25 protein-coding genes are annotated in these 23,300 nt (G+C 58.7%); 15 read left to right on the top strand and 10 right to left on the bottom strand.

The annotated features are described in order from the left end of the window. Positions 1–8 precede the first annotated feature (8 nt). A complete protein-coding gene (locus tag P3G59_RS18215; RefSeq protein WP_277758402.1) occupies positions 9–434 on the top strand; it encodes a GNAT family N-acetyltransferase in 426 nt (141 codons plus the stop codon). Between the two features lie 50 nt (positions 435–484). On the opposite strand, the gene P3G59_RS18220 is transcribed toward P3G59_RS18215, so the two are convergent. Beyond that, a complete protein-coding gene (locus P3G59_RS18220) occupies positions 485–835 on the bottom strand; it encodes a hypothetical protein (protein ID WP_277758403.1) in 351 nt (116 codons plus the stop codon). A 134-nt stretch (positions 836–969) separates the two neighbouring features. Here P3G59_RS18220 and P3G59_RS18225 point away from each other — a divergent pair, with 134 nt between their 5' ends. The 8 genes from P3G59_RS18225 to P3G59_RS18260 all read left to right on the top strand — a co-directional run bounded on the left by P3G59_RS18225 (position 970) and on the right by P3G59_RS18260 (position 5,693). Then, positions 970–1,299, top strand: coding sequence for a DUF6388 family protein (locus P3G59_RS18225; protein ID WP_277758404.1), 330 nt, complete (start codon positions 970–972; stop codon positions 1,297–1,299). A 23-nt stretch (positions 1,300–1,322) separates the two neighbouring features. After that, a complete protein-coding gene (locus tag P3G59_RS18230; protein WP_277758405.1) occupies positions 1,323–2,027 on the top strand; it encodes a YoaK family protein in 705 nt (234 codons plus the stop codon). A 199-nt stretch (positions 2,028–2,226) separates the two neighbouring features. Next, complete coding sequence (tusD, locus tag P3G59_RS18235) at positions 2,227–2,619, top strand: sulfurtransferase complex subunit TusD (protein ID WP_277758406.1); 393 nt, start codon at positions 2,227–2,229, stop codon at positions 2,617–2,619. 1 nt (position 2,620) lies between these two features. Further along, positions 2,621–2,977: a sulfurtransferase complex subunit TusC gene (gene tusC / locus P3G59_RS18240; RefSeq protein ID WP_277758407.1), complete on the top strand. Its 357-nt coding sequence runs from the start codon at positions 2,621–2,623 to the stop codon at positions 2,975–2,977. Beyond that, complete coding sequence (tusB, locus tag P3G59_RS18245; protein ID WP_277758408.1) at positions 2,977–3,270, top strand: sulfurtransferase complex subunit TusB; 294 nt, start codon at positions 2,977–2,979, stop codon at positions 3,268–3,270. Before tusC ends, tusB begins: the two co-directional genes overlap by 1 nt. Then, positions 3,267–3,602 (top strand): TusE/DsrC/DsvC family sulfur relay protein, encoded by a 336-nt coding sequence (locus P3G59_RS18250; protein WP_277758409.1) that lies wholly within the window; start codon positions 3,267–3,269, stop codon positions 3,600–3,602. Before tusB ends, P3G59_RS18250 begins: the two co-directional genes overlap by 4 nt. Then, on the top strand, positions 3,599–4,600 hold the full coding sequence (locus P3G59_RS18255) for a glycosyl transferase family protein (RefSeq protein ID WP_277758410.1): 1,002 nt from the start codon (positions 3,599–3,601) through the stop codon (positions 4,598–4,600). The genes P3G59_RS18250 and P3G59_RS18255 overlap by 4 nt, the downstream gene beginning before the upstream one ends. 91 nt (positions 4,601–4,691) lie before the next feature. Next, positions 4,692–5,693, top strand: a complete 1,002-nt coding sequence (locus tag P3G59_RS18260) for a glutathione S-transferase family protein (RefSeq protein ID WP_277758411.1) — start codon at positions 4,692–4,694, stop codon at positions 5,691–5,693. Between the two features lie 94 nt (positions 5,694–5,787). Here P3G59_RS18260 and cysG read toward each other — a convergent pair whose 3' ends face one another. From cysG to P3G59_RS18290, 6 genes are all read right to left on the bottom strand, one after another. Continuing rightward, positions 5,788–7,182: a siroheme synthase CysG gene (cysG, locus tag P3G59_RS18265; RefSeq protein ID WP_277758412.1), complete on the bottom strand. Its 1,395-nt coding sequence runs from the start codon at positions 7,180–7,182 to the stop codon at positions 5,788–5,790. Further along, positions 7,183–8,463 carry a serine--tRNA ligase gene (serS, locus tag P3G59_RS18270; protein ID WP_007908080.1) on the bottom strand — a complete coding sequence of 427 codons (1,281 nt, stop codon included), beginning with the start codon at positions 8,461–8,463 and terminating at the stop codon, positions 7,183–7,185. A gap of 15 nt (positions 8,464–8,478) precedes the next feature. After that, positions 8,479–8,853, bottom strand: coding sequence for a fluoride efflux transporter CrcB (crcB, locus tag P3G59_RS18275; RefSeq protein ID WP_038369695.1), 375 nt, complete (start codon positions 8,851–8,853; stop codon positions 8,479–8,481). Then, positions 8,853–10,175 carry a replication-associated recombination protein A gene (locus tag P3G59_RS18280; protein WP_277758413.1) on the bottom strand — a complete coding sequence of 441 codons (1,323 nt, stop codon included), beginning with the start codon at positions 10,173–10,175 and terminating at the stop codon, positions 8,853–8,855. The genes crcB and P3G59_RS18280 overlap by 1 nt, the downstream gene beginning before the upstream one ends. Positions 10,176–10,261: 86 nt before the next feature. Beyond that, the gene (gene lolA, locus P3G59_RS18285) at positions 10,262–10,882 is read right to left on the bottom strand and encodes an outer membrane lipoprotein chaperone LolA (protein WP_008087013.1); all 621 of its coding nucleotides are present in this window, start codon (positions 10,880–10,882) and stop codon (positions 10,262–10,264) included. A 67-nt stretch (positions 10,883–10,949) separates the two neighbouring features. Then, positions 10,950–13,358 carry a DNA translocase FtsK gene (locus P3G59_RS18290; RefSeq protein ID WP_277758414.1) on the bottom strand — a complete coding sequence of 803 codons (2,409 nt, stop codon included), beginning with the start codon at positions 13,356–13,358 and terminating at the stop codon, positions 10,950–10,952. A gap of 297 nt (positions 13,359–13,655) precedes the next feature. On the opposite strand from P3G59_RS18290, the gene trxB reads away from it, so the two are divergent. The 5 genes from trxB to P3G59_RS18315 all read left to right on the top strand — a co-directional run bounded on the left by trxB (position 13,656) and on the right by P3G59_RS18315 (position 17,894). Next, positions 13,656–14,615 carry a thioredoxin-disulfide reductase gene (trxB, locus tag P3G59_RS18295; protein WP_277758415.1) on the top strand — a complete coding sequence of 320 codons (960 nt, stop codon included), beginning with the start codon at positions 13,656–13,658 and terminating at the stop codon, positions 14,613–14,615. A 63-nt stretch (positions 14,616–14,678) separates the two neighbouring features. Further along, entirely contained in the window at positions 14,679–15,359 is a 681-nt protein-coding gene (gene aat / locus P3G59_RS18300) for a leucyl/phenylalanyl-tRNA--protein transferase (protein ID WP_277758416.1), read from the top strand. A gap of 57 nt (positions 15,360–15,416) precedes the next feature. Continuing rightward, positions 15,417–16,124, top strand: coding sequence for an arginyltransferase (locus P3G59_RS18305; RefSeq protein WP_277758417.1), 708 nt, complete (start codon positions 15,417–15,419; stop codon positions 16,122–16,124). Positions 16,125–16,236: 112 nt separating this feature from the next. Beyond that, entirely contained in the window at positions 16,237–16,455 is a 219-nt protein-coding gene (gene infA, locus P3G59_RS18310; RefSeq protein ID WP_002553999.1) for a translation initiation factor IF-1, read from the top strand. Positions 16,456–16,715: 260 nt separating this feature from the next. Continuing rightward, a complete protein-coding gene (locus P3G59_RS18315) occupies positions 16,716–17,894 on the top strand; it encodes an IS481 family transposase (protein ID WP_277758418.1) in 1,179 nt (392 codons plus the stop codon). Positions 17,895–18,737: 843 nt separating this feature from the next. On the opposite strand, the gene clpA is transcribed toward P3G59_RS18315, so the two are convergent. Next, positions 18,738–21,008, bottom strand: coding sequence for an ATP-dependent Clp protease ATP-binding subunit ClpA (clpA, locus tag P3G59_RS18320; protein WP_007920210.1), 2,271 nt, complete (start codon positions 21,006–21,008; stop codon positions 18,738–18,740). A 30-nt stretch (positions 21,009–21,038) separates the two neighbouring features. Then, on the bottom strand, positions 21,039–21,422 hold the full coding sequence (gene clpS, locus P3G59_RS18325) for an ATP-dependent Clp protease adapter ClpS (RefSeq protein ID WP_011334948.1): 384 nt from the start codon (positions 21,420–21,422) through the stop codon (positions 21,039–21,041). A gap of 224 nt (positions 21,423–21,646) precedes the next feature. Between clpS and cspD the strand changes: the two genes are divergently transcribed. Beyond that, positions 21,647–21,928 carry a cold shock domain-containing protein CspD gene (gene cspD, locus P3G59_RS18330; RefSeq protein ID WP_277758419.1) on the top strand — a complete coding sequence of 94 codons (282 nt, stop codon included), beginning with the start codon at positions 21,647–21,649 and terminating at the stop codon, positions 21,926–21,928. A gap of 78 nt (positions 21,929–22,006) precedes the next feature. On the opposite strand, the gene icd is transcribed toward cspD, so the two are convergent. Then, positions 22,007–23,263 carry an NADP-dependent isocitrate dehydrogenase gene (gene icd, locus P3G59_RS18335; protein WP_277758420.1) on the bottom strand — a complete coding sequence of 419 codons (1,257 nt, stop codon included), beginning with the start codon at positions 23,261–23,263 and terminating at the stop codon, positions 22,007–22,009. Positions 23,264–23,300 lie beyond the last annotated feature (37 nt).

Here is a 23,300-nt window from a genome sequence, read left to right on the forward strand (position 1 = left end):
AGTCCTGCATGAACCTGCGTATCGAGTTGTCGCAAAACTCAACAGAAGAAGAACGTCAGGCCATTCTGGCGCCCCTGCACGCCTATAACGTGGCCAAGGCCGGGATTGCTGTATCCGAGCCGCTCACCCTGCTGGTGCGTGACGATAATGAGCAGATTCTGGGCGGACTCTACGGCCGGTTGGTCTGCCAGTGGTTGTTCATCGATTTGCTGTCGGTGCCTGAAGCTGGCCGGGGTCAAGGTATTGGATCGAAGCTGATGCACATGGCCGAGGAGCTGGCGCGTGAGAAAGGCTGCATCGGCGCATGGCTCGACACGTTCGACTTTCAGGCACCGGAGTTCTACAAGAAGCTTGGATATAGCCAGTTTGGCGAGATCGTCGACTACCCGCCAGGACACAAGCGGCACTTTTTCCAGAAGCGACTGGTAGTTTGAAGGTACTGCCGCCTTCGCGAGCACGCTCGCGAAGGCACATCAACACCTGATCAGAGGCAAGTCGCCAACGCCGCTAACCGGCGTTTGGCGACAAAGTCATCCTTCTGCGCGTAGTAATTCAACGTAGTACCCGATGCCCCGGTAATCACGTCGACAAACGACTCCGCCGAACGGGTATACACCGTCGTACCGCCCGATTTACGCGGCTCCAGATACGCCGCCGCATCCACACCGAACACCGCTTCGTCCTGCCAACCAAACTGCACACACTGCGCCACGACTTTTTCAGCCTTGTCCGACGTCAACACCTTGTACGGGGTTTTCGTGCGAGCATCGTCCATCACCGAGCCGGCGCAACCGGCCAGCAGCGTCGCCGCCAGCGCTACCATCAGAATTCGCATTGCATTCGCTCATTCAGAAAAAAGCGGACTGTATCATCGCAGCAGCAGAAATCGTTCTGCTTTACTGCATTTATAGCGCGACACACGCCAGCCGCTGCGGCACCCTAAGGTCATCAGCCTCACAAGGAAAACCCATGGCGCCTTCTGACCAGCGACATGAACACGCCCTGAAACTGTTTCTCGATGCGCGTCCCGAACTGCGCGAATCCCTCGATCACCTCAACCCGTTGCTGGCCCAGGCCAAGGGTGAAACTCAAGCGCAGTATCGCGAAGAGCGCCTGCATGAAGCGTTTGAGGCCGAAGCGGAAAGCCTCGGACTGTTCGCCTGGGAGTTGACCCTGAAACTGACGACTGATTCGCCTGAGGAATACCAGGCGCAGCGTGAGGAAGTACATCGTGAGGTGGCGGAAATGGCCGGGATGGATTGGCTGGAATATTGCGATCTGTATGGCATAGAACCGTAACCGTCGCGAAAGGACCGCCACTCATGCTGCCATCCGCCTCCACGCACCGCGCCAGCCCCGGCCATCTGCACACGCAAAAGTGGCGCGGACGAGTGGGTCTGGCGCTGGTGGCCAGCCTCTCGGTACTGGCCGGGATGACCGACGCCATCGGCTTTATGGCCAGCGGTGACTTCGTCTCGTTCATGAGTGGCAATACCACCCGGCTCGCCGTGGCGATCAGCGATGGCGATGTCGGACTGACCGTGCGTTTGTTGATCCTCGTCGCAACCTTTATCGTCGGGAATGCCTTGGGGGTGGTCGTTGCACGTTTCGGCGGACGCCGGGCGTTACCGCTGCTGCTGTGTATCGCCACCCTGCTATGCGCGGCGGCAGTCTGGCCATTCGAGACACAGCTGCCAGCGCTGCTGGCGGCAATCATTGCGATGGGCATGCTCAATGCAGCGGTCGAAGAGGTAAACGGCTTGCCGGTCGGACTGACTTATGTGACTGGCGCCTTGTCGCGCTTCGGACGAGGGCTGGGTCGCTGGATGCTCGGCGAACGGCGCAGCGGCTGGCGGGTGCAACTGGTGCCATGGAGCGGAATGTTTATCGGCGCGATTCTGGGCGCGCTGCTGGAACATCATCTGGGGCTCAAGGCGATGTTTGTCAGCGGTGTGCTGGCCGCGATGATCGGGCTGCTCTCCCTGAAAATCCCGCGGCGCTGGCAACTGGGCTACATGCCTCGCTAGTGGATGCCTGAGCCCAATCCCGTGTAGGAGCTGTCGAGTGAAACGAGGCTGCGATCTTTTGACTTGCTTTTAAAGATCAAGATCAACAGATCGCAGCGTGCCGCAGCTCCTACAGAGATCGTATTTCCCTATAAGCGCTGCGATCCTTTGCGGCCTGCAATGCTTTATCATGACCGCAGTTTTGCTGATCGAGTCTGTCATGAAGTTCGCCATCGCGCTGTTTTCCGCCGCCCATGCGCCCTCCTCGCGCCGTGCCCTGTTGTTTGCGCAGGCTGCGCTGGCCGGTGGGCATGAAATTGTCCGGCTGTTTTTCTATCAGGACGGCGTCTATAACGCCTCGGATGCGGTCGTCACTGCGCAGGACGAACTGGATTTGCCCAAGCATTGGCGCAGCTTCATCACCGAGCAGAATCTGGATGGTGTGGTGTGTATCGCCGCCGCCCTGCGCCGTGGTGCGCTGAACGCTGAAGAAGCCAAACGCTATCAACGTGACGCCGTCTCTGTCAGCGGGCCGTGGGAGTTGTCCGGTCTTGGTCAGTTGCATGACGCGGTGCAAGACGCCGACCGTTTGATCTGCTTCGGAGGTGCGTGAGATGGCCAAATCCCTGTTGATCGTCAGCCGCCAATCACCGTGGTCTGGCCCCGGCGCCCGCGAAGCGCTGGACATCGTGCTGGCAGGTGGCGCCTTCGATCTGCCGATCGGTTTACTGTTTCTGGATGATGGCGTACTGCAACTCGCCGCCGGGCAAAACGCCAGGGCCCTGCAACAGAAAGACCTCAGCGCCAACCTGCAGGCGCTGCCGATGTTCGGCGTAGAAGAACTGTTTTATTGCGCAGAGAGCGCCGAAACTCGCGGCCTCGTCGCTCTGTCGCTGGACGAAGCGCAGCCGCTGGCCGCCGAGCAAATCACCGCCCTTATTGACCGTTACGACCAGGTGATCACCCTCTGATGTCGACTTTGCATGTGTTGTCTCATTCCCCGTTTGGCGACGATCGCCTGACCAGTTGCCTGCGCCTGATCGGCAACGCTGATGCTGTGTTGCTGTCCGGCGATGCGGTCTATGCGCTGCAACCGGGCACCGCGCCATTCACCGCACTGCAAAACCGCCAGATCAAATTGTTGGTGCTGGCCGAAGATGCACAGGCTCGCGCCATCGAAGTTCCGGACTGGGCCGTTGCGATCGATTACCCGACCTTCGTCGAGCAGTCGATCCATCACGACAAGGTCAACAGCTGGCTATGAATTCCATGACCGTCGGCGCCCGCGCCATCGAACTGGACAAGGACGGTTTTCTCGTCGACCTGAGCGACTGGTCGGCGGATGTCGCCAGCGCCCTCGCCGCCGCTGAAGACATCGCGTTGACGCCCGAACACTGGGAAGTCCTCGAACTGTTGCGCAGCTTCTACGCCGAATTCCAGCTGTCCCCGGCCACGCGGCCATTGATCAAGTACACCGCGTTGAAACTCGGTCCGGACAAAGGCAACAGCCTGCACCTGAACCGACTGTTCAAAGGCACCCCCGCCAAACTCGCCGCGAAACTGGCGGGCCTGCCCAAACCGACGAATTGCTTATGACCGACCTTCCAGCGCTGACCCTCGAAACGCCTGCCGAACATCCGTTCGCTCAATTCGTGCGAATCCTCGGCAAGGGCAAGCGCGGCGCCCGCGACCTGACCCGCGACGAGGCCCGCGAAGCCATGGGCATGGTGCTCGACGACAAGGTTGAAGACACCCAGCTCGGCGCGTTCCTGATGTTGCTGCGGCACAAGGAAGAAAGCGCCGAGGAAATGGCCGGCTTCACCGAAGCCCTGCGCGAGCGCTTGCAGGCCCCCAAGCTGAATGTCGATCTGGACTGGCCGACCTATGCCGGCAAGAAGCGCCATCTGCCTTGGTATCTGCTGGCAGCCAAGTGTCTGGCGCAGAACGGTGTACGCATTTTCATGCACGGCGGCGGCGCACACACGGCCGGGCGCCTGTACAGCGAGCAATTGCTCGGCGAATTGAACATCCCGTTGTGCCGCACCTGGCAGCAGGTCGGCACGGCGCTGGACAACGGCGGACTGGCGTTCATGCCGTTGGTCGACTGGGCGCCGCAGTTGCAGAAGATGATCGACCTGCGTAACACCCTTGGCCTGCGCTCGCCGATTCATTCGCTGGCGCGGATTCTCAATCCATTGGGCGCGCGTTGCGGGCTGCAAAGCATTTTTCATCCTGGCTATCAGGCCGTGCATCGCGATGCCAGTGGTTTGCTTGGCGACACGGCGATTGTGGTCAAGGGTGACGGCGGCGAAATCGAGATCAACCCGGATGCCGACAGTCACTTGTACGGCACCACCGGCGGCGAGAGCTGGGACGAGGAATGGCCGCAATTGTCGGCGCAACGCCACGTCAAACCGGCAACTCTGGACGTTGAACATCTGAAAGCGGTGTGGCGTGGCGAGGTGGTCGACAGCTATCCCCAAATGGCCCTGATTGCGACCATGGCCCTGGCCTTGCGCGGCCTCGGTGAAAGCCGTGGACAAGCCTTCGAAACCGCCGAGCACTACTGGGCTGCGCGGAACAAATCGATTTAACCGATCATTCACGCCCGATCTTTGCGCTTTTTGTTCGAACTCATCGGAATAGACTCGACTCCAACGATTATTGGTTTATGGAGTCTTGATCATGGGTTTACTCGTCGATGGCCACTGGCAGGACAAGTGGTACGAAAGCAGCAAGGACGGCGCGTTCCAGCGCGAGCAGGCCAAGCGCCGCAACTGGGTCACCGCCAACGGTGAACCCGGTCCCAGCGGTGAAGGTGGTTTTGCCGCTGAAGCCGGGCGCTATCACCTCTACGTTTCCCTCGCCTGTCCATGGGCGCATCGCACGCTAATCCTGCGCAAGCTCAAAGGCCTGGAAAGTCTGATCGACGTTTCGGTGGTCAGTTGGTTGATGCTGGAAAACGGCTGGACCTTCGACAAGACCCTCGGATCGACCGGCGACACGCTCGACGGCTTCGACTTCATGCATCAGCGCTATACCGCCGACACTGCCGATTACACGGGCCGCGTCACGGTGCCCGTGCTGTGGGACAAGAAACTCAAGCGCATCGTCAGCAATGAATCGGCGGAAATCATCCGCATGTTCAACAGCGCATTCGATGGTTTGACCGGCAATGACCTGGATTTCTACCCTGCGCCATTACGCAGTGAGATTGATGCGCTGAACGAGCGCATTTATCCAGCCGTGAACAACGGCGTGTATCGCGCAGGCTTTGCGACGTCACAACAGGCTTATGAAGAAGCGTTCGATGAGGTGTTTGCCGAACTGGATCATCTGGAGCGTGTATTGGGCGCCAATCGCTATTTGACCGGTGAATACCTGACCGAGGCGGACGTGCGTCTGTTCACCACGATGATTCGTTTCGATGCGGTTTACCACGGCCACTTCAAGTGCAACCTGCGGCGGATTGCCGATTACCCGAATCTGTCGAACTGGCTGCGTGAGGTGTATCAGTGGCCGGGGATTGCCGAGACCGTGGATTTGCGGCACATCAAGAACCATTACTACGGCAGTCACAAGACCATTAACCCGACTGGCGTTGTGCCGAAGGGGCCGGAGCAGGATTTCACCGTGGCCCATGATCGGGCGCGGTTGGCTGGCAAAGGGGTTTGGTTGAAAGGCTAACAGCACAAGCAAAAGATCGCAGCCTTCGGCAGCTCTTACAGGAGAATGCGTTCCTTTGTAGGAGCTGCCGAAGGCTGCGATCTTTTGATCTGACTCAGACCTGCGCCTGAGCCCCTTCGAACCACGCCAGTTTCTCGCGCAGTTGCACCACTTCCCCGACGATCACCAATGTCGGCGCATGCACTTCATGCTCCGCCACCAATCGCGGCAGATCAGCCAGCGTGCCGGTAAAGACCCGCTGATTGACCGTGGTGCCCTGCTGAATCAACGCCGCCGGGGTATCTGCTGAACGACCATGCTGGATCAGTTGTTCGCAGATGACCGGCAAGCCGACCAGGCCCATGTAGAACACCAGCGTCTGCGCCGGCGCGACGAGGTCGGCCCATGGCAGATCGGTGGAGCCGTCCTTCAAATGCCCGGTGACAAAGCGCACGGACTGCGCGTAATCACGATGCGTCAGCGGGATCCCGGCATACGCCGCGCAACCGCTGGCCGCGGTAATACCCGGCACAACCTGAAACGGGATACCGTGAGCGGCCAGCTCTTCGATCTCTTCGCCGCCACGGCCGAAGATGAATGGATCGCCGCCCTTCAAACGCACCACGCGCTTGCCGGCCTTGGCCAGATCGACCAGTTGCTGGTTGATCTGATCCTGCGGCACGGCGTGATCGGCGCGACGCTTGCCGACATAGATGCGCTCGGCATCACGACGGCACAGTTCAAGAATCGCCGGCGCGACCAAGCGGTCGTACAGCACCACATCGGCTTGCTGCATCAGGCGCAAGGCCTTGAAGGTCAGCAGATCCGGATCACCCGGCCCTGCCCCGACCAAATACACCTCACCGGTGGTGACCATGGCTTCACCATCAATCTTGGCTTGCAACAGACGTTCGGCTTCAGCGCCCTGCCCAGCCAATTGCCGATCGGCAATCGGCCCCTGAAACACGTCTTCCCAAAATCCACGACGCTGCTGCACATCCGGAAACAGGGCTTTCACCTGATTGCGGAAGCGTGCTGCCAACCCGGCCAGGTGACCGTAAGTCGATGGAATCCAGGTTTCGATCTTGGCGCGAATCAACCGCGCCAGGACCGGCGCATCACCGCCGCTGGACACCGCAATGATCAGCGGCGAGCGATCGACGATCGCCGGGAAGATCACGCTGCACAAGGCAGGCGCGTCGACCACGTTGACCGGCACGCAGCGCCGATGAGCATCGGTGGACACTTGTGCGTTCAGCGTCTCATCGTCGGTGGCGGCGATGATCAGCCCGCAACCGTCCAGATCCGCCTCGACGTAACCGCGCAACAGGCACTCACCACCGGAGGCAGTAACCAGTTCACGCAGTTGCGTTTCGATTTCAGGTGCGACCACCCGCAGCAGCGCACCGGCATCGGCCAGCAGGCGGGATTTGCGCAAGGCAATTTCCCCCCCACCGACGACCAACACACGACTGCCGCGCAGGTTGTGAAACAGCGGCAGATATTTCATTTAGCCGATGACCTCAAGGCCACCCATGTACGGCTTCAGTACGTCCGGCACACGGATCGAACCGTCGGCCTGCTGATAGTTTTCCAGCACGGCAACCAGCGTACGGCCAACAGCCAGACCAGAACCGTTCAAGGTGTGTACCAGCTCAGGCTTGCCGGTTTCCGGGTTGCGGAAACGCGCTTGCATACGACGGGCCTGGAAGTCGCCGCAGTTCGAGCACGAGGAGATTTCACGGTACTTGTCCTGGCTCGGGATCCACACTTCCAGGTCGTAGGTCTTGACCGCGCTGAAGCCCATGTCGCCGGTGCACAGCGCCAGGGTGCGGTAAGGCAGACCCAGCAGTTGCAGGACTTTCTCGGCGTTGGCGGTCAGGCCTTCCAGTGCTTCCATCGAGGTCGACGGCTCAACGATCTGAACCATTTCAACCTTGTCGAACTGGTGCTGGCGAATCATGCCGCGGGTGTCGCGGCCCGACGCACCGGCCTCGCTGCGGAAGCATGGAGTGTGTGCGACGAACTTGATCGGCAGCAGTTTCGAATCGACGATTTCACCGGCCACGATGTTGGTCAGCGACACTTCGGCGGTCGGGATCAGGTACAGATCGGCTTCGCCTTCGCGGGCGATCTTGAACAGGTCTTCTTCGAACTTCGGCAGTTGACCGGTACCTTGCAGGGCCGGGGCCTGAACCAGATAAGGCGTGTAAGCCTCTTCGTAGCCGTGCTCGTTGACGTGCAGGTTGATCATGAACTGCGCCAGTGCGCGGTGCAGACGCGCAATCGGGCCGCGCAGCAGGGCGAAACGGGCGCCGGACAGTTTGGCGGCGGTTTCGAAATCCAGCCAGCCGAACTTCTCGCCCAGGGCAACGTGGTCTTTCACTTCGAAATCGAACGCAGTCGGCGTGCCCCAGCGGCGCACTTCAACGTTGTCGTCTTCGTCTTTACCGACCGGCACCGATTCGTGTGGCAGGTTCGGGATGCCGAGCAGGATCGAATCCAGTTCGGTCTGGATCGCGTCCAGCTCGACTTTACCGGCGCTCAGTTCGCCCGCCATGCGCTCGACGTCCGCCATCAACGGCGCGATGTCTTCGCCGCGCTGCTTGGCCTGACCGATGGATTTGGAACGCGCGTTACGCTCAGCCTGCAGTGCTTCGGTGCGGGTCTGGACGGTCTTGCGCTGTTCTTCCAGCGCTTCGATGCGCGCGGTATCCAGGGCAAAGCCACGGGAAGCCAGGCGGTCCGCTACGTCCTGAAGGTTGCTACGTAACAGTTTGGAATCGAGCATGTCGGTTTCTCGTTATCAAAGTTTGGTCAAAGACAGGCCAGCCCACGTCGCGAGCAGCCCGCCGAATACGCTGAGTGCCGCATAGCCGAGGGCCAGCGGCACTTGCCCGCTTTCCAGCAGGCGCACCGTATCCAGTGAAAAGGATGAAAAAGTCGTCAGCCCCCCAAGGAAGCCGACCATCAACCCGGCGCGCACCTCGATCGGCACCTCCGGGCGTATCAAAAACAGGCCGTACAACACGCCAATCAACAGACAGCCCACGATATTAACGGCCAGCGTCGCGGTATAGAAGTGCCGCGGCCAATTGGCGTTGACCCAATTGCCGGTGGCGAAGCGCAACAGCGTGCCGGCAACCCCGCCGACGGAGACTGCAATGATCAATGGAAGCACTATTTTCTCCGCTGCCGAGGGCTTAAACGGTCGAGTTGAGCAAGGTGGTTGAGCTTCTCGCCGATCTTCAACTCCAGGCCACGCGGCACCGGTTGGTAGAACGGGATGGGATCAAGCTCTTCCGGGAAATAGTCTTCGCCGGCGGCGTAAGCGTCCGGCTCGTCATGGGCGTAGCGGTATTCGTCGCCGTAGCCCAATTGTTTCATCAGTTTGGTCGGCGCATTGCGCAGGTGCAGCGGCACTTCCAGCGAACCGTGTTCGGCGGCGGCACGCAGGGCCGTTTTGAAGCCCATATACACCGCATTGCTTTTCGGCGCGCAGGCCAGATAAGTGATGGCTTGCGCCACGGCCAACTCGCCTTCCGGGCTGCCGAGGCGTTCCTGCACCTCCCACGCGGCGAGGCACAGGCTCAGCGCACGCGGATCAGCATTGCCGATGTCTTCGCTGGCCATGCGCACCACGCGCCGGGCCAGGTACAGCGGATCGCAACCGCCGTCGATCATCCGCGCAAACCAGTACAGCGCACCGTCGGGGTTGGAGCCGCGCACCGACTTGTGCAGCGCGGAGATCTGGTCGTAGAACGCTTCGCCGCCCTTGTCGAAACGCCGGCGCGTGTCGCCGAGCAGGCTCTGCAGCAGATCGATGCCCATCTCGCTGTTGTCATCGGCCAGATCGGAGGCGTTCTCCAGCAAATTGAGCAGACGCCGGCCATCGCCATCGGCGGCCGATAGCAGCATCTGAAATCCCTCATCGCTGAGGGTCAGGTTGCGCTTGCCCAGACCGCGCTCTTCGGTGAGTGCGCGGTGCACCAGTTTACGCAGTGCGGCTTCGTCGAGGCTTTTCAACACGTAAACGCGGGCACGCGACAACAGAGCGTTGTTGAGTTCGAACGAAGGGTTTTCGGTGGTGGCGCCGATGAAGATCAGCGTGCCGTCTTCAACATAGGGCAGGAATGCGTCCTGCTGAGACTTGTTGAAGCGGTGCACTTCGTCGACAAACAGAATCGTGCGCTTGCCGTACTGGCCAGCCTGCTGCTTGGCGATTTCAACGGCCTGACGGATCTCCTTGACCCCGGCGAGCACCGCCGAGACCGTTTCGAAGTGCGCATCAGAGACTTCCGCGAGCAACCGCGCCAGGGTGGTTTTACCCACGCCCGGCGGGCCCCAGAAGATCATCGAATGCAGGGCACCCTGCTCCAGCGCCTCACGCAGCGGCTTGCCGCGAGCGAGCACGTGCTCCTGACCGACGTACTCATCCAGATTGGTCGCACGCAAACGCGCGGCCAGTGGCTGGGCAATCGGTGCACTGCGAAACAGATCCATCACGTAGCGTTGAAACCTCTATTTGATCTGGAGCAGATCATTGTCCCTGTGGGAGCGAGCCTGCTCGCTCCCACAGGGGGTTGGGTTTATTCCTGGATCACGTCGGCACCCTTGGGGATGTCGAACTTGAACTTGGATGCCGGTACTGGCTCGTTGGCCTTGACCCCGGTAAACAGAATATTGGTGCGCTGGCCGACGCTGTCGATCAGTTGCATGTCATTGAGCAGACCGTTGCGGAACGACAGACGCAGGTTGTCGAACAGGGTGTCCTTGGTTTTCGGCTTGAGGGTGAAGTCGATCACACCGCCCGCCTCTTTCGCGGAAATATCAAAGCTCTGGCTGATCTTCGACACATCACCGGACAGCAGCAGCGCCGGGGTCTGGGTCAGACGCTCGTCGAGCTTCTTGATGGTCGCCTGTTCCAGGTCCGGATCCCACAGGGTGACTTTCTTGCCATCGGAGACCATGGTCTGCTCGGCCGGCGCATTGGTGTGCCAGTAGAACAGGCCCGGACGCTGCAGGGTCATGTCGCCGGTGGTTTCCTGCAACTGCGTGCCGCTGCCGTCGAGGGTCAGTTGCGAGAAGTTCGCGCTCAGGGTTTTGGATGTTTCCAGCAATTGGGTCAGACGCGCCACGTCCTTGTCATCGGCGTGGGCCGTGAGCGTGGTCAGCGCCAGTACTGGCAGCAGCATGCGGATAAGACGCATGGGAGTCCTCTTGAATACTCGTTGGGAGAGCGGCGGCACATCATTGTCCCGCCTCTTGCGTTTGCAATCAGTCACGAACCGGGCCCGGGGCCAGGACTTCACGGGAACCGTTGGTGTTCATCGAGGTGACGACCCCGGCCATTTCCATGGCTTCGATCATCCTTGCGGCGCGGTTGTAGCCGATTTTCAGCTTGCGTTGTACCGCGGAAATCGAGGCGCGACGGCTTTCGAGTACGAACTGTACGGCTTCGTCATACAGCGCGTCGGCTTCCGGATCATCGCCGTCGCCACCACCGCTGCTGCCTTCAAAGCCGCTGCCGGCTTCTTCGACACCGTTGAGGATGTCGTCGTTGTATTCCGGTGCGCCACGCAGTTTCCACGCTTCAACCACACGGTGTACTTCATCGTCGGAAACGAACGCCCCGTGAACCCGGATCGGCAGGCTGGTGCCCGGCGGCATGTAGAGCATGTCACCGTGGCCAAGCAATTGTTCGGCGCCGCCTTGGTCGATGATGGTGCGCGAGTCGATCTTGCTCGACACCTGGAACGCCATTCGGGTCGGAATGTTGGCCTTGATCAGACCGGTGATCACGTCCACCGACGGCCGCTGGGTCGCGAGGATCAGGTGAATACCGGCCGCCCGTGCCTTCTGCGCAATACGGGCGATCAGTTCTTCAACCTTCTTGCCGACGATCATCATCATGTCGGCGAATTCGTCGACCACCACAACGATGGTCGGCAGCTTCTGCAGCAACGGCGCTTCGTCGTGGATGCTTTCCCGCTTGTACAGCGGATCGCTCAACGGCTCGCCGGCGTCCTGGGCTTCCTTGACCTTGGCGTTGAAGCCGGACAGGTTTCGTACGCCCATCTTCGCCATCAGCTTGTAGCGACGCTCCATCTCGGCGACGCTCCAGCGCAAGGCGTTGGCGGCGTCCTTCATGTCAGTCACCACCGGACACAGCAGGTGCGGAATGCCTTCGTAGATCGACAGTTCCAACATCTTCGGGTCGATCATGATCAGCTTGGCGTCTTCCGGGCCGGACTTGAACAAAATCGACAGAATCATCGCGTTCACACCCACCGACTTACCGGAACCGGTCGTACCGGCCACCAGCAAGTGCGGCATCTTCGCCAGGTCAGTGATGACCGGTTTACCGCCAATATCGTGACCCAGCGCCAGGGTGACCGGCGATTTGAAGTTGTCGTATTCAGGTGTCGACAGCACTTCGGAGAAGCGCACGATCTGCCGGTCTTCGTTGGGAATCTCGATACCGACGGTGGTTTTGCCCGGAATCACCTCGACCACCCGCACACTGGTCACGGCCAGCGAACGTGCAAGGTCTTTCGCCAGGTTGGCGATGCGGCTGACTTTTACGCCGGCGGCAGGCTGGATCTCGTAACGGGTAATCACCGGGCCGGGGTGGATCGAATCCACCGTGACTTCGACGCCGAATTCCTTGAGCTTGATCTCCAGCAAGTGGCCGACCGCCGCCAGGGATTCCGGTGAGTAATTGAGTTGTTTCTTTTCTGCAGGATCGAGAATCGAGATCGGCGGCAAGGTGCCTTCCACGGCGCTGTCGACGAACAACGGCACCTGCTTCTCTTTCTGTACGCGTTTGCTTGGCTCCGGGGCCTTGACCGGCGCCGGGGCAATCACTGGCGGAACCTGTTTTTCGCGATCGGACATGTGCTTGCTCAGGGCTTGCTCACGTTCGATCAGGCGTTCTTTGACTTTGGCTTGCTCACGCTTGTCGGTGACTGTCGGCGCGACCACGTCATGCACGCGATCGTCGACTTCACGCAGTTGTGCGACCAGTTGCTTGCGTTCGGTACGCGCCGACCACCAGCGATTGACGGCGCCCTGGAACAGTTCGAACAGGTCTAGGGTGATCTTGCCAGTGATGTCCATCACCTTGAACCACGACAGGTCGGTGAACACCGTCAGGCCAAACAGAAACAGCGCAATGAACAACAGGGTGCTGCCCTGAATGTTCAACGCGTTCTTCGCCAGATTGCCGAGGCTCTCGCCCAACGCGCCACCGGCACCGGCCGGTAGACCCGACGCCGCATGAAAATGCAGATGCGCCAGCGCCGCGCCGGACAGCACCAGAAACACCAGACCGATCAGACGCCAGGAAAAAAGCCAGCCGCTCCACTGCCACGGTTCGTGGCGCTGGCGGAAGATCTGGTAGGCCTTGATCGCCAGCAGCAGCGGGAAGATGTAGGCGAAGTAACCCAGCACCATAAACAATATGTCGGCGCTGTATGAGCCCGCCGGGCCGCCGAAATTCTGTACGTCGTCGATCTTGCTGTTGTGGCTCCAGCCCGGATCGTCCTTGCCGTAGGTCAGCAAAGCCATCATCAGGAACAGGCACAAGGCGCCAATGGCGATCAATGCACCTTCCTTGAGCCGGTAGTGCAATTGTTGGCGCCAGAGCGGAACGACTGTTTTTGGTGCTTCGGTGGATTTCTTCAAAACGCTTCTTTTCCTGCGCCCGAGGCGCGTCCATCTATTGAATGACGATAAAAAACTGCCCAATCCAGGCAGGTAAAAAAGTGAACGAGCGCAACTGAGACTACTTTTAACACTGCGTCGCGCTTTTTATAAACACAGCGCACCGCGAATATTCTGTAACAGCCCGGCATTGTACGGGTTTGTGCGTCTGATGCCATGCTTCAAACCCCAGGACTGAGGATAGTCAAACACACAGAACCCGCGATTCAATTTGAGCATGCATTACCTTTTGTGACAAAGGCTTATGAGGTGTATTTGATGAACGTAGCGAAGCATTCACGCCTGATCATCCTCGGCTCCGGTCCAGCCGGCTACAGCGCTGCCGTGTATGCCGCCCGCGCCAACCTCAAACCCGTGGTCATTACCGGCCTGCAGGCAGGTGGCCAGCTCACCACCACCGTTGAAGTCGACAATTGGCCCGGCGACGTCGAGGGCCTCACCGGCCCGGTACTGATGGAGCGCATGCAGAAACACGCCGAACGCTTTGCCACAGAGATCGTTTACGACCACATCCACACCGCCAAGTTGCAGCAGCGCCCGTTCGAGCTCGTTGGCGACAGCGGCACTTACACCTGCGACGCCCTGATCATTGCTACCGGGGCCTCGGCGCAATACCTGGGACTGCCCTCGGAAGAGGCCTTCGCCGGCAAAGGTGTTTCCGCCTGCGCGACCTGTGATGGTTTTTTCTATCGCAATCAGGTGGTGGCGGTAGTCGGCGGCGGCAATACCGCCGTCGAGGAAGCGCTGTACCTGTCGAACATTGCCAAGGAGGTGCACCTGATCCACCGCCGCGACAAGCTGCGTTCGGAGAAAATCCTTCAGGACAAACTGTTCGAGAAAGCCGCGAACGGCAACGTACGCCTGCACTGGAACCAGCATCTCGACGAAGTACTCGGCGATGCCAGCGGCGTCACCGGTGCGCGATTGCGCGACAGCCATACCGGCGAAACCCGCGAACTGGCACTGGCCGGGGTATTCATCGCCATTGGCCACAAACCCAACACCGACCTGTTTCAAGGCCAGCTGTCGATGCGCGACGGCTATTTGCAGGTCAAGGGCGGTCGCGACGGCAATGCTACTTCCACCGAGATTCCCGGGGTGTTTGCCGCCGGCGACGTGGCCGACCACGTTTACCGTCAGGCGGTCACATCGGCAGGCGCCGGCTGCATGGCCGCGCTCGACGCCGAGAAGTATCTGGACGACATTCCTGTCATTTAACGGCAAACTTTATCGCGGGCCAGACAGCCCGCACCGCCCTCCCCTTCTGCAAGCCTGGATGCCATGCTGACTTGGTTACAACGTAATTCCCTGACTTTTCCGCCGCTGGAAAAGGCCATGCGCGACCCTAACGGATTGCTTGCCGCCGGTGGCGATCTGTCGGCCGATCGGCTGATTCAAGCGTATCGCCATGGCTGCTTCCCGTGGTTTTCCGAGGGCCAGCCGATTCTCTGGTGGTCGCCGGATCCGCGCACGGTGTTGTTTCCCGACGAACTGCATGTTTCGCGCAGCCTCGGCAAACTGCTGCGCCAGGAACGCTATCGAGTGACCTTCGATCAAGACTTCGACGCCGTGATCCGCGCCTGCGCGGCACCACGGGACTACGCCGACGGCACCTGGATCACCGAGGCCATGCAGGACGCCTACGTTGAACTGCATCGTCGCGGCTTCGCGCATTCTGTGGAGGTCTGGGATCAAGGCGAACTGGTCGGCGGCCTGTACGGCCTGGCAATGGGCCAACTGTTTTTCGGCGAATCGATGTTCAGCCGCGCCGACAACGCCTCCAAATTCGGCTTTGCCACCCTGGTGCGCCACCTGAAAGACTCGGGATTCGTGCTGATCGATTGCCAGATGCCGACCGATCATCTGCACAGCCTCGGTGCCCGGGCCATTCCCCGCCACGAATTTGCCGACTATCTGGGTCGCCACCTGGATCAACCCAATCGTGCCACCTGGGTTTGCTGAGCGACTTTTGCGCGCGTGGCTTACACTTAATTCACCAGCTTATCCCGAGGGTTGATCATGACCGAGTTGGCGCGTCTGAAGTTCTATGCCACTCAGCCTCACTCTTGCAGTTATCTGCCCGAGGAGCAGGCCACGACCCTGTTTCTCGATCCGAGTCAGCCCATGGATGTGCATGTCTACGCAGACCTGTCGGAAATGGGCTTTCGTCGCAGCGGCGACCATTTGTACCGGCCACATTGCCAGAACTGCAATGCGTGCGTGCCTGCGCGAATCCCGGTGGCGCAGTTCATGCCCAATCGCCAGCAGAAGCGGATTTTCAAGCGCAACACGGATTTGCAGGTACGCCCGGCCAAACCGCAATTCAGCGAAGAATATTTCGATCTGTACCAGCGCTACATCGAACAGCGTCACGCCGACGGCGATATGTATCCGCCGAGCCGTGATCAATTCTCGACGTTTCTGGTACGCGACCTGCCCTTCTCACGCTTTTACGAGTTTCGACTCGACGGACGGTTGCTGGCCGTTTCGGTGACCGATTTGCTGCCGAACGGTTTGTCGGCGGTCTACACCTTTTACGAACCCGCTGAAGAGCGCCGCAGCCTTGGCCGATTTGCCATCCTCTGGCAAATCGGCGAGAGCCAGCGCCTCGGGCTTGAGGCGGTGTACCTCGGTTACTGGATCAAGAACTGCAAAAAGATGAACTACAAGACGCAATATCGACCCATCGAATTGCTGATTAATCAGCGCTGGGTCATCCTCAACTAAACCCACGCCCTAAACCCCTTGGCGTAAACCCCATTTTTCGGGCACAATGCACGCCGCTTTTGCCTGGCGCAGTTGCACCGGGCCATTCATTGGATACCGAGGGCTTTACTGCATGTCGAAAGAAGACAGCTTCGAAATGGAAGGCACTGTCGTCGACACCCTGCCCAACACCATGTTTCGTGTGGAGTTGGAAAATGGGCACGTCGTAACCGCGCATATTTCCGGCAAGATGCGCAAGAACTACATTCGTATTCTTACCGGTGACAAAGTGCGCGTCGAGCTGACGCCCTATGACTTGAGCAAAGGGCGCATCACTTACCGCGCTCGTTAATCAAGTCAATACAGAACGCCCGGTTTATGCCGGGCGTTTTTGTTTGTCTGCGTTTTGGGGTTTTGGGGTTTTGGGGGCATATCCGTTTTCTCGGGTGCTGCCGCTGGTGGTTTCGCTCTTACAGCGACTCACTTTTCCAAACGCCGAAAAGTAAGCAAAAGGCTTTGCCCCGGTATGACTCACCCACATAGGTAACAAAACAGTTCAAGCACATAGGTAACAGTTTTTAACTGGCACTGGTCGATTCCGAGGATCTGACCATGCCGTGGCGAGAGCTGAAACCTATGGACCTTAAAGTGATGTTCATCGCCGACTATCTGTCCGGTCGGCTCAACTTCAGTCAACTCTGTGCGGCTCACAGCATCAGTCGCAAGACTGGCTACAAGTGGGTGGCCCGCTACAACGCGGACAGCATCAATGGCTTGGCGGAGTGCAGTCGCAAGCGTCATTCTCAAGCACAGGCTGTGCCGTTTGCGGTCAAAGAAGCCATTCTTGAGCTGCGGCGCCAAGGTCAAACCACGCCGGGCCCGAAAAAGATCCAGACAGCCCTGCAAGAGCGGTTTCCAGATCAGCCGCCGCCCTCCAAAACCACGATCTACAACGTGCTTAAAAAAGCGGGGCTAGTGGTGTCTCGACGGTTGCGTCAGCGTGTCGCTGTCTATCCAAAACCACTCCAGAAAGCCGACCTTCCTAATCAGCTCTGGAGCGCTGATTACAAAGGCCAATACCTGACAGGAGACGGTGTCTGGTGTTACCCGTTGACGGTAATGGATCACGCCAGTCGATTTTTACTGGCTTGTGAAAGTATGCCGAGCACGACTTTCAAGGACGCCAAAGCCACCTTCGAACGGTTATTTAAGACGTATGGGATGCCTGAGCGGATCCGCACTGATAACGGTGTCCCTTTTGCCAGCGGCGGGCGTGCGGGGTTATCACAATTATCCATTTGGTGGGCTCGTCTAGGCATCATTCATGAGCGGACTCAACCTGGGCGACCTGAGCAAAACGGACGGCATGAACGCATGCACCGCACGCTTAAAAGTACATTGCCAAGACCGCCGGAAATTGAGTGGGGAGCTCAGCAGAAGCATTTTGATCTGTTCATGCAGCACTATAATCATGAGCGTTTTCATGAGGCATTGGGGCAGAAAACCCCGGCCTCTTGCTACATCAGCTCTTCACGGGTATTTCCGAGAAAGTTGCCGGAGATGAAATACCCCAGCCATGTTGAGGCATACCGAACGGACTCCAACGGCGTAGTGAACAAAGGAAGGCTCAGAATCTATGTGGGCTATGTCCTGAAACATCAGATAGTCGGATTGGAGAGCATCAGCGAGGGTGTTTGGGACATCATCTTTGGGCCTGTTCTACTGGGACGTGTTGATGAACGAGACGCTAAGGATGGTTATCTGACGCTCAAAGTAATCAAAAATAAGTGATCAGGTGTTACCCATGTGCCTGAACTTAACTGTTACCTATGTGGTTGTCCCGTTCACCCCTGGCGTACGGCACTTCGCTGAGGCTCAGTGTTCCCTCGCTACGGTGTCCATCCGGGGGCATCGCCTACGGTTTGCTTCGCTGCACCTCCTCTCGATGAATGCGGCTTCGCCGCACGGCGCTGCGCGCCTACCCCCGGATGAACACCTTCGCTCGGCCTGCCGAAGGGGCAAAAAATCAAAAGCCAAAGCAAGATCAAAAGCCAGATCAGAAGCCCCTCACCCTAGCCCTCTCCCGGAGGGAGAGGGGACTGACCGTGGTGTTTGGGGGAGGTATGCCGACGTGTGATACCGCGGTGAACTCAGGTTTTGAAACGCCCGAAAATCGGCCCCCTCTCCCTCGGGAGAGGGCTGGGGTGAGGGGCAAATCCACCACAAAACCACAGGCGACCGCGCTGTGCTCTTCACCACTCAACAGGATGAGCGTTAGCTCGGCTGCAGCTCTTGATCTTGATCCACGGGCGACGTCGGAAGGCTGAGCGGAGGGATTGATCCGGGCGTGGGAGCGCAGCGACCGTTTGGCGAAGCCAAACACAGCGGGAGGAGGTGCAGCGAAGCAAACCGTAGGCGCTGCGCCCAGATCGATCCCGGAGCGAAGGAACCCCGAGCCCCAGCGAGCGGGCCGCACGTAGGAGCAAGCCTTTTTGGTTACTTTTTCGGCGTCTGGAAAAAGTGACCCGCCGTAAGGGCGGAACCCTAATCAGCCATCACCGCAGCAACGGATATTCACCCAAAAACCCCAGACAACAAAAAGGCGCCCGAAGGCGCCCTCTTGATCTAAGGCCGTCAGGCCATTTCTGCAGTAGTTTCGAAGTCAAACGTCAACTCACCATCCTTGATGTCGATGTGAACCACACCGCCATGCTCGGCCAGTTCGCCAAACAGAATCTCCTCCGCCAACGGACGCTTGATCTTGTCCTGGATCAGACGCGCCATCGGACGCGCACCCATCGCCGAGTCATAACCACCCGCCGCCAGCCAACTGCGTGCCGCGTCGGTCACCTCAAGCAACACACGCTTGTCTTCCAACTGCGCCTGAAGCTCGGTAAGGAACTTGTCCACCACACTTTTGATGACCTCATGGCTGAGGCGACCAAACTGGATAATGGTGTCCAGACGGTTACGGAACTCCGGCGTGAAGCTCTTCTTGATCACTTCCATCGCATCAGACGAGTGGTCCTGATGGGTGAAACCGATCGAAGCCCGCGCGGCCGTTTCAGCACCGGCGTTGGTGGTCATGATCACAATCACGTTGCGGAAGTCCGCCTTGCGCCCGTTGTTGTCGGTCAGCGTGCCGTGGTCCATTACCTGCAGCAGCAGGTTGAAGACTTCCGGATGCGCCTTCTCGATTTCATCGAGGAGCAATACGCAGTGCGGCTGTTTGGTGATCGCTTCGGTCAACAGACCGCCCTGATCGAAACCGACGTAGCCCGGAGGCGCACCGATCAGACGCGATACGGTGTGACGTTCCATGTACTCGGACATGTCGAAGCGAACCAGCTCGATCCCCAACGCCTTGGCCAGTTGCCGCGCAGCCTCGGTTTTACCGACACCGGTCGGGCCTGCGAACAGGAACGAACCGACTGGCTTGTCAGGCGACTTGAGGCCGGCGCGAGACAGCTTGATCGCGGTCGACAACGAATCGATCGCCGCGTCCTGACCAAACACTGTCAGCTTCAGGTCTCGCTCAAGGTTACGCAGCAGCTCCTTGTCGGAGCTGGTGACGTGCTTGGGCGGAATCCGCGCGATTTTCGCGACGATGTCTTCGACGTGCGGCACTTCGATGCGCTTGGCGCGCTTCTCGACCGGTTGCAGGCGCTGATAGGCGCCCGCCTCGTCGATAACATCAATGGCTTTGTCCGGCATATGCCGGTCATTGATATAGCGCGATGCCAGTTCAGCAGCGGCACGCAGCGCTTCGTCGCTGTATTCGATGTTGTGGTGCTGTTCGAAACGCCCTTTCAGGCCGCGCAGGATACCAATGGTGTCTTCCACCGATGGCTCGACGACATCGACCTTCTGGAAGCGACGCGCCAAGGCACGATCCTTCTCGAAGATGCCGCGAAACTCCTGGAACGTGGTCGAACCGATGCAGCGAATGTCGCCAGACGACAGCAGCGGCTTGAGCAGATTCGAAGCGTCCATGACCCCGCCCGACGCAGCGCCCGCGCCAATAATGGTGTGGATCTCGTCGATGAACAGAATGGCTTGCGGACGTTTTTTCAATTCATTGAGCAGCGCTTTGAAGCGCTTCTCGAAATCACCACGATACTTGGTGCCCGCGAGCAGAGCACCGAGATCCAGCGAATAAACCACGCTACCGGCCAGCAGATCCGGAACCTGGTTGTCGACAATGCGCTTGGCCAGACCTTCGGCAATCGCGGTTTTACCCACGCCTGCTTCACCGACCAGCAGCGGATTGTTTTTGCGCCGACGCGCGAGAATCTGCGCGACACGTTCGACTTCCGATTCACGACCGACCAGCGGATCGATACGACCCTGGCGCGCGAGTTCGTTGAGGTTGCTGGCATAAGCATCCAGAGGATTGCCTGAAGAAGAAGACTCACCGCCCTCGTCGTCCTGCATATCTTGTTCACCTTCAGAGTGATCGCCATGCCCCGGCACTTTGGAAATGCCGTGAGCGATGTAGTTGACGACATCAATGCGCGCCACGCTCTGCTGCTTGAGCAGGAACACGGCCTGACTCTCTTGCTCACTGAAGATTGCAACCAGCACGTTGGCGCCGGTTACCTCGCGTTTGCCCGAGCTCTGTACGTGGAAAACAGCACGTTGCAGTACACGCTGGAAGCCCAGGGTTGGCTGGGTTTCGCGATCTTCGTCATGAACGGGGATCAATGGCGTGGTGGAGTCGATGAACTCCTGCAGGTCATGCTTGAGTTTGTCGAGGTTTGCGCCGCAGGCACGCAAAACGGTGGCGGCAGCCTCATTGTCCAATAGGGCCAGCAAAAGGTGTTCGACGGTCATGAATTCATGACGTTTCGAACGAGCCTCCTTGAAGGCTAGATTGAGGGTGACTTCGAGCTCGCGGTTTAACATAGCTTCACCTCATACCCAAGTGGTCGGCGATTAACCGTCCTTCTCGATTTCACAGAGTAGCGGATGCTGGCTTTCCCTGGCGTACTGGTTGACCTGCATGGCCTTTGTCTCGGCGATGTCGCGGGTAAACACTCCACATACTGCCCGTCCTTCTGTGTGAACGGCCAGCATGACCTTGGTCGCCAGCTCGCGATTCAGGTTAAAAAACACCTCGAGCACTTCGACGACGAAATCCATCGGTGTGTAGTCATCATTAAACAAAACCACCTTGTACATCGGCGGCGCCTGTAACGCAGGCTTTGCTTCCTGAACAGCAACGCCTGCCGAATCGTCGTCGTGCTCCTGTGGAAGATCCTTTTGGAGAAGCGGGCGATCCTGATTGAATGTTAGTCGAATCTGGCTGATTGCATGCATGGAAAGAAAGGTTCGTCAGTTGTGCAAATACAGTGGTGGGGGCGGTTGTACGCGTTTTCAACTCCGACTGCCCGGTCACCTTGACTATCGGGAAAACGGTGTTACAACCAATAGAGCCCACAGTGGGTAAAAAAGATCCGCGGAGTCAATCCTTTTAACGGATTAGATTGCGGATGAATTGGATGATACTCCAGCGATGGAGTCTGTTGCAGAGGGATTTGAGCATGGCTGTCGGCAAGGTGAAATGGTTCAACAATGCCAAGGGATTCGGCTTTATCAATACCGACGCCCGTGAAGGCCGCGATGAGGATGGCAAAGAGATTGATTTCTTTGCGCATTACTCCGCCATCAAAATGGACGGGTACAAAACCCTCAAGGCAGGGCAAGCCGTCAGCTTTGAGATTGTGCAAGGCCCCAAAGGCCTGCATGCGACCGAGATTAAAAACGTCGAGACCGCGAAAGACGCCGTCTCGAGCGCCGTCCAGCAGCAACCGGTAACCAGCTGACCTGACTGAACCACCTGCCAGAAAAAAAGTGCCCGGCTCGATCACTCGAGCCGGGCACTTTTGTTACAGCCGCTTCAGTTACATATGTGAAATCAGCGCATCACCGAAGCCCGAAGAAGACACCAGCGTGGCACCCTCCATCAGACGCTCGAAGTCATAGGTCACGGTCTTGGCCTTGATGGCGCCATTGGTGCCCTTGATGATCAGGTCTGCCGCTTCGGTCCAGCCCAGGTGACGCAGCATCATCTCCGCCGACAGAATCACCGAACCCGGGTTGACCTGATCCTTGCCGGCATACTTCGGCGCAGTACCGTGGGTGGCTTCGAACATGGCCACGGTGTCGGACAGGTTGGCACCCGGCGCGATGCCAATACCGCCTACTTCCGCCGCCAATGCGTCGGAGAGGTAGTCACCGTTGAGGTTCAGGGTGGCGATCACGTCGTATTCGGCCGGGCGCAGCAGGATCTGCTGGAGCATGGCGTCGGCGATGGCATCCTTGACGATGACTTCACGGCCGGTTTTCGGGTTTTTGAACTTCATCCATGGCCCGCCATCGAGCAACTCGGCACCGAATTCTTCCTTCGCCACCTCGTAGCCCCAGTCCTTGAAGGCACCCTCGGTGAATTTCATGATGTTGCCCTTGTGCACGATGGTCAGCGACTTGCGATCGTTGTCCACCACATACTGCAGGGCCTTGCGCACCAGACGCTTGGTGCCTTCTTTGGAAACAGGCTTGATGCCGATACCGCAATCCTGGTCGAAACGGATCTTGGTGACGCCCATTTCTTCTTTGAGGAATTTGATGACCTTGGTGGCTTCAGGGGAGCCGGCCTTCCATTCGATACCGGCATAAATGTCTTCGGAGTTCTCGCGAAAGATCACCATATCGACGTCGCCGGGCTTTTTCACCGGGCTCGGCACACCTTCGAACCAGACCACAGGGCGCAGGCACACATAAAGATCGAGTTGTTGGCGCAGGGCCACGTTCAGGGAACGGATACCGCCACCGACCGGGGTCGTCAGCGGGCCTTTGATGGAGACGACGTAATCTTTCACGGCGTCCAGAGTTTCCTGGGGCAGCCAGGTGTCCTGGTCATAGACCTGGGTCGCTTTTTCGCCAGCGTAGACTTCCATCCAGGAAATCTTGCGCTTGCCCCCGTAGGCTTTCTCTACGGCAGCATCAACCACTTTGATCATCACAGGGCTGACATCGACGCCAATGCCGTCACCTTCAATGAAGGGGATGATCGGGTTATCAGGAACATTGAGAGAATGGTCTGCATTGACGGTGATTTTGTCGCCGACGGCTGGAACCTGAATCTTCTTGTAACCCATGCTGAACTCCATTGTTTGGATTGAACATCTGGCTTGG

It is taken from the genome of Pseudomonas sp. A34-9, assembly GCF_029543085.1.
GTDB lineage: Bacteria > Pseudomonadota > Gammaproteobacteria > Pseudomonadales > Pseudomonadaceae > Aquipseudomonas.

What these genes read in the sequence shown, in the direction of transcription:
- P3G59_RS18215 (WP_277758402.1), top strand. Translation starts at nt 9, where the DNA reads ATGAACCTGCGTATCGAGTTGTCGCAAAACTCAACAGAAGAAGAACGT.
- P3G59_RS18220 (WP_277758403.1), bottom strand. Translation starts at nt 835, where the DNA reads ATGCGAATTCTGATGGTAGCGCTGGCGGCGACGCTGCTGGCCGGTTGC.
- P3G59_RS18225 (WP_277758404.1), top strand. Translation starts at nt 970, where the DNA reads ATGGCGCCTTCTGACCAGCGACATGAACACGCCCTGAAACTGTTTCTC.
- P3G59_RS18230 (WP_277758405.1), top strand. Translation starts at nt 1,323, where the DNA reads ATGCTGCCATCCGCCTCCACGCACCGCGCCAGCCCCGGCCATCTGCAC.
- tusD (WP_277758406.1), top strand. Translation starts at nt 2,227, where the DNA reads ATGAAGTTCGCCATCGCGCTGTTTTCCGCCGCCCATGCGCCCTCCTCG.
- tusC (WP_277758407.1), top strand. Translation starts at nt 2,621, where the DNA reads ATGGCCAAATCCCTGTTGATCGTCAGCCGCCAATCACCGTGGTCTGGC.
- tusB (WP_277758408.1), top strand. Translation starts at nt 2,977, where the DNA reads ATGTCGACTTTGCATGTGTTGTCTCATTCCCCGTTTGGCGACGATCGC.
- P3G59_RS18250 (WP_277758409.1), top strand. Translation starts at nt 3,267, where the DNA reads ATGAATTCCATGACCGTCGGCGCCCGCGCCATCGAACTGGACAAGGAC.
- P3G59_RS18255 (WP_277758410.1), top strand. Translation starts at nt 3,599, where the DNA reads ATGACCGACCTTCCAGCGCTGACCCTCGAAACGCCTGCCGAACATCCG.
- P3G59_RS18260 (WP_277758411.1), top strand. Translation starts at nt 4,692, where the DNA reads ATGGGTTTACTCGTCGATGGCCACTGGCAGGACAAGTGGTACGAAAGC.
- cysG (WP_277758412.1), bottom strand. Translation starts at nt 7,182, where the DNA reads ATGAAATATCTGCCGCTGTTTCACAACCTGCGCGGCAGTCGTGTGTTG.
- serS (WP_007908080.1), bottom strand. Translation starts at nt 8,463, where the DNA reads ATGCTCGATTCCAAACTGTTACGTAGCAACCTTCAGGACGTAGCGGAC.
- P3G59_RS18280 (WP_277758413.1), bottom strand. Translation starts at nt 10,175, where the DNA reads ATGGATCTGTTTCGCAGTGCACCGATTGCCCAGCCACTGGCCGCGCGT.
- lolA (WP_008087013.1), bottom strand. Translation starts at nt 10,882, where the DNA reads ATGCGTCTTATCCGCATGCTGCTGCCAGTACTGGCGCTGACCACGCTC.
- trxB (WP_277758415.1), top strand. Translation starts at nt 13,656, where the DNA reads ATGAACGTAGCGAAGCATTCACGCCTGATCATCCTCGGCTCCGGTCCA.
- aat (WP_277758416.1), top strand. Translation starts at nt 14,679, where the DNA reads ATGCTGACTTGGTTACAACGTAATTCCCTGACTTTTCCGCCGCTGGAA.
- P3G59_RS18305 (WP_277758417.1), top strand. Translation starts at nt 15,417, where the DNA reads ATGACCGAGTTGGCGCGTCTGAAGTTCTATGCCACTCAGCCTCACTCT.
- infA (WP_002553999.1), top strand. Translation starts at nt 16,237, where the DNA reads ATGTCGAAAGAAGACAGCTTCGAAATGGAAGGCACTGTCGTCGACACC.
- P3G59_RS18315 (WP_277758418.1), top strand. Translation starts at nt 16,716, where the DNA reads ATGCCGTGGCGAGAGCTGAAACCTATGGACCTTAAAGTGATGTTCATC.
- clpA (WP_007920210.1), bottom strand. Translation starts at nt 21,008, where the DNA reads ATGTTAAACCGCGAGCTCGAAGTCACCCTCAATCTAGCCTTCAAGGAG.
- clpS (WP_011334948.1), bottom strand. Translation starts at nt 21,422, where the DNA reads ATGCATGCAATCAGCCAGATTCGACTAACATTCAATCAGGATCGCCCG.
- cspD (WP_277758419.1), top strand. Translation starts at nt 21,647, where the DNA reads ATGGCTGTCGGCAAGGTGAAATGGTTCAACAATGCCAAGGGATTCGGC.
- icd (WP_277758420.1), bottom strand. Translation starts at nt 23,263, where the DNA reads ATGGGTTACAAGAAGATTCAGGTTCCAGCCGTCGGCGACAAAATCACC.